General features: G+C 69.7%; 4 protein-coding genes. 1 reads left to right on the top strand and 3 read right to left on the bottom strand.

All coding sequences use genetic code 11. From position 1 onward, the window contains the following. Window positions 1-294 precede the first annotated feature (294 nt). The 3 genes from galU to lapB are packed head-to-tail and all read right to left on the bottom strand — an operon-like array spanning window position 295 to window position 3142. The gene (gene galU, locus QZY48_RS27415) at window positions 295-1167 is read right to left on the bottom strand and encodes a UTP--glucose-1-phosphate uridylyltransferase GalU (RefSeq protein WP_295436771.1); all 873 of its coding nucleotides are present in this window, start codon (window positions 1165-1167) and stop codon (window positions 295-297) included. Window positions 1168-1217: 50 nt separating this feature from the next. After that, window positions 1218-1937: an orotidine-5'-phosphate decarboxylase gene (gene pyrF, locus QZY48_RS27420; RefSeq protein ID WP_295436772.1), complete on the bottom strand. Its 720-nt coding sequence runs from the start codon at window positions 1935-1937 to the stop codon at window positions 1218-1220. Further along, window positions 1934-3142, bottom strand: coding sequence for a lipopolysaccharide assembly protein LapB (lapB, locus tag QZY48_RS27425; protein ID WP_295436773.1), 1209 nt, complete (start codon window positions 3140-3142; stop codon window positions 1934-1936). Before lapB ends, pyrF begins: the two co-directional genes overlap by 4 nt. A 269-nt stretch (window positions 3143-3411) precedes the next feature. Here lapB and QZY48_RS27430 point away from each other — a divergent pair, with 269 nt between their 5' ends. After that, the gene (locus QZY48_RS27430) at window positions 3412-3858 is read left to right on the top strand and encodes a hypothetical protein (protein WP_295436775.1); all 447 of its coding nucleotides are present in this window, start codon (window positions 3412-3414) and stop codon (window positions 3856-3858) included. Window positions 3859-4201 lie beyond the last annotated feature (343 nt).

A 4201-nucleotide genomic window follows, 5' to 3' on the forward strand; every position in this document is an offset into this window, starting at 1 on the left:
GTCACCACATCAGTTCTGATCGCACCCCGGTCGCAGCGGCAGTTCGACACGATCATAGATCTGCGCCAACGGCAGGGTGCAGCCAATGGACGGCACGACTAAAGCGGCCGCCAGCCCCGCCACTTCCGGGCGGCGTAGTCAGGGCTTCCAGCCCTGACTGTTCCAGCCCCGACACCGTCAGGCCAGGATGGCCTGACTACGCACTTTCACGGTAAAGCCTTGGACTCCAGGTGCTTGGGCTGCGGCGCTTAACTTAACGGCAGTGAGGCGGCACGCGGTGACGGGCACGAACCCTCAGTCCCGAAAGGCCCGCAGAAAGGCGGCGAACCGCTCCCCCAGCTCCGGATGGGCCAGGCCATACTCGACCGTCGCCTCCAGGTACCCAAGCTTGCTGCCGCAATCGTAGCGCTTGCCCTGGAAGGGGTAGGCGATCACCGGCTCGTGCGCGAGCAGGGCGGCAATCCCGTCGGTCAGTTGGATCTCGCCCCCGGCCCCCTCCCCGGTCTCCTCCAACATCTCGAAGACCTTGGGTGTGAGCAGATAGCGGCCCACCACCGCCAGGTTCGACGGGGCCTGCGCGGGCGCGGGTTTCTCCACGATCGAGACGACCCGCATCTCCCCGTCGGGACCCGGCTCCACCTTGACGATGCCGTATTGCTTGGTGTCCTCGCGCGGGACCTCCTGGACGGCCAGCACGCTGCATCCGTGGCGCGCATAGACCTCCGCCATCTGCGCCACCACGCTCTGGCCCGTGCCGCGGATCAGGTCGTCGGCCAGGAGGACGAAGAAGGGCTCATCGCCCACCACCGGCTTGGCGCAGAGCACGGCGTGACCCAGGCCGCGGGCCTCGGCCTGACGCAGATAGATGCAGCTCGCCGTGGCGGGCAGGATCTTCTGGACGATCTTGAGCAGATCCTTCTTGCCCGCACTCGCCAACTCGGCTTCCAGTTCGTAGGCCTTGTCGAAATGGTCCTCGATGGAGCGCTTGCTGCGCCCGGTGATGAAAATGAAGTGATCGACCCCGGCCGACTGCGCCTCCTCGGCGGCATACTGAATCAGCGGCTTGTCCACCACCGGCAGCATCTCCTTCGGGCTCGCCTTGGTGGCGGGCAGGAAGCGTGTGCCCAGCCCGGCGACGGGAAATACGGCCTTACGGATCTTGTTCATGGGTCATAAGTCTCCAACGGATGGGAACCTGATCCCCGGCGGGGTGGCAATCAGGCCGCGACTACGGTCAATTCCTGCTCGATCGCGGCCAGGGCCGCCGCCGGATCGGGCGCGCCGGTGATCGGGCGCCCGATCACCAGATAATCGGCACCGGCCGCAATGGCCTGGGCCGGCGTCATGACCCGCTTCTGGTCGCCGACCGCGGCCCCCGCGGGCCTCACCCCCGGGGTCACCAGGAGGAAGCCGGGGCCGAGCGCACGACGCACCAGTGCCGCCTCCTGGGGCGAGCAGACCACGCCATCGAGACCGGCGCGCCGGCCCAACTCGGCGAGCCGCAGCACCCGCTCACGCGGCTCACCGGGGCAGCCGACGGCGGCCAGATCGTCCGCATCCAGGCTGGTGAGCACGGTCACCCCAATCAGCCGGGGCACCGGCCGGCGCGCCCCGCCCACCTGGTCCAGGCGCGCGCGGGCGGCGGCGATCATGGCCGCACCGCCGGTGCAGTGTACATTGAGCATCCACACACCCAGGTCGGCCGCCGCCGCGCAGGCGGCGGCCACGGTGTTGGGGATATCGTGGAATTTCAGATCCAGGAAGACCTCGAAGCCGCGCTTGTGCAGGGTCCGCACGATGGACGGACCCAGCCGGGTGAAGAGTTCATTGCCGACCTTGAGCCGACAGCGGGCCGGGTCGAGCCGCTCCACCAGGGCCAGGGCGGGCGCCTTGGCCGCGACGTCCAGGGCGACGATAATGGGTTTGGGATCGGTCATGCCAGCCGCCGCTCGCGCAGGACCTCATCCCCCGGGATGCGCTCCGGCTGCACCGGCTGGACCGTACCCCAGCGCTTGCAGCTCGGGCACTGCCAGTGCAGGGCCCGGGCAGAGAAGCCGCAATGATCACACTGATAGACGGGCTGGCGCGTCAGCAGGTGCCGCACCACCCCATGCACCACCCCGGCGCGGTAGGCCGCCTCGGCGCCCAGGGCGGCGGCGCGCGCCTGCAGGTCCAGCAACCGCTCCAGTGCGGCCAGGTCCACGTTGCGGGCGAGATACCCGGTCAGCGTCGCCTTCGCCGCCGCCGGGCCGGATTCCTGCAGCTGCGCCTCGCTCAAGGCCAGCACCACGGGCCCGGATGGCTCGCGCGCCGCCAGGCCCGCAAGCACCGCGATGAGATCAGTCCGCCCCAGTTCCTCCAGGGCCTGCATCAGCCCGGGCAGGACCTCCGGCACATAGCGCGCGCCCTGGTCCGCGACCCGCAGGAACAGCGCCAGGGCCGCCTCCCGGTCCCCGTCCGCCAGGGCCATCTGGCCTTCGATGATAGCGGCGCGCACACAGTGGGGGTCCACGTCCTGGGCGCGCGCCAGGGCGCGCCTGGCCGCGTCGGGATCGGCGCGGCGCCGTGCCTCCTCCGCCAACTCGCACTGATACTGGGCGATCTCGGCCGCCAGTGGTCGCTCGCTGAAGGGCTTGAGTCGCTCCGCAACCTCCAGGCACTGCCCCCAGTCGCGCTCCTGTTGATAGATGTCGAGCAGACCGCGCAGGGCGCGCTCGCGTTGCAGACCGATCTCCGCCAACTCCTGGAACAGGATCTCCGCCCGGTCGAGCAGGCCGGCGCGCATATAGTCCTGTCCCAGCTCGAACAGTGCATAACCGCGCTGTTCGGCGCTCAGGTTGTCCCGCGCGATGAGATTCTGGTGGATGCGGATGGCCCGATCCGCCTCGCCCCGGCGCCGGAACAGGCTCCCGAGCGCCAGGTGCGTCTCCACCGTCTCCCCGTCGACCGCCGCGAGCTTCAGGAAGACATCGATCGCCTTATCCGGCTGTTCATCCAGCAAATAATTGATCCCACGAAAGAAATCAGGGTCGGCACCGGGTGTGCTCCGGGCCTTGGGGCCCGGGTCCCGCCGCGCGAGCCACCACCCGGAGGCGGCCGCCACCGGCAGCAGCAGAAACAGCAGCAACAGCGCGCCGCTCACGGCCGCCCCCCGCCCGCCCGCACGCACCCGCGACCCCGGCCCCCGAGGGGGACGGGCTGGCCGCGACGGACGCTGGGTGCAGGGGTATTCACGCCCCCATGATACAGGCATCCCCGAGCGCCCGCATGGGCTGCGGTGCCCGCAACGCCGCGCCGCTTGATCCGCCGCCGCGACCCGGTGCAGGATGCGATCCGCGGGGACCCATGAGGTCCACCCGCCCCCTGCCGCGTGACACCATTCATAGACGATCCAGATAAGGAGCCAGCCCCATGCCAGCCTGCAACGTCAGGACCCTCAGCGACGGCGCGCGGCGGACCCGGCTGCTCCTCACCCTGCCCCTGCTGGGCGTGCTCGCCGCCGCCCCCGCCGCCACCCCCGATCCGACCCCGGAGACCCGCGCGACCCTGGTCGACGCGGTCGAGGCCGCGGCCGACCTGGACTTCTACAACGCGCGCTGCCGCAGCGACGACTCCGGGCGCCACAGCGACAACCTCAACAAACAGTTGGTCAGCAAACTGCGCCTGACCATCGTCACGGTCCAGGACGAATGGTTCCCGGAACACGGCTACCGCGCCGTGCAAAAGCGCCTGGTCGAGCAGTCCGCCGAACTGCTGCGCCAGGTCGGCGGCTGCAAGGCGGCCAAGGAGGCGGGGCTGCCGGAGCGGCTTAACGAGCGCTACCGCAAGGGGGTGGCGGCGATCGACGCGCTGCCTTAGGCGCGTGGCGGGCCACCAGGTTCCGGGGCGCCCCCGCGCGATGACCGATCGCGCCGCGTGGGAACCAGGGCGGCGTGGGTCGGGTTACGCTTCGCTAACCCGCGCTACCCACTGCCGGATTTGGGTTGAGCGAGCCGCCGTGAGTTCGGGCCGGCGCCCGGGTGCGCGCGGCGCACCCTACGCGCTACACGCCCTTGCTGAGTATAGTGGACCCTGAAAACCGGACAGCAATTTAAGCTCCCGTCGAACCAAAAGGGGCATGTCAGAATGGGCGAAGCGAAGCGCAAGACGTACACGGCATCCTTCAAGGCCAAAGTTGGTCTGGAGGCGATCCGCGGGGTCA

The organism is uncultured Thiodictyon sp. (assembly GCF_903828115.1).
Taxonomy (GTDB): domain Bacteria; phylum Pseudomonadota; class Gammaproteobacteria; order Chromatiales; family Chromatiaceae; genus Thiodictyon.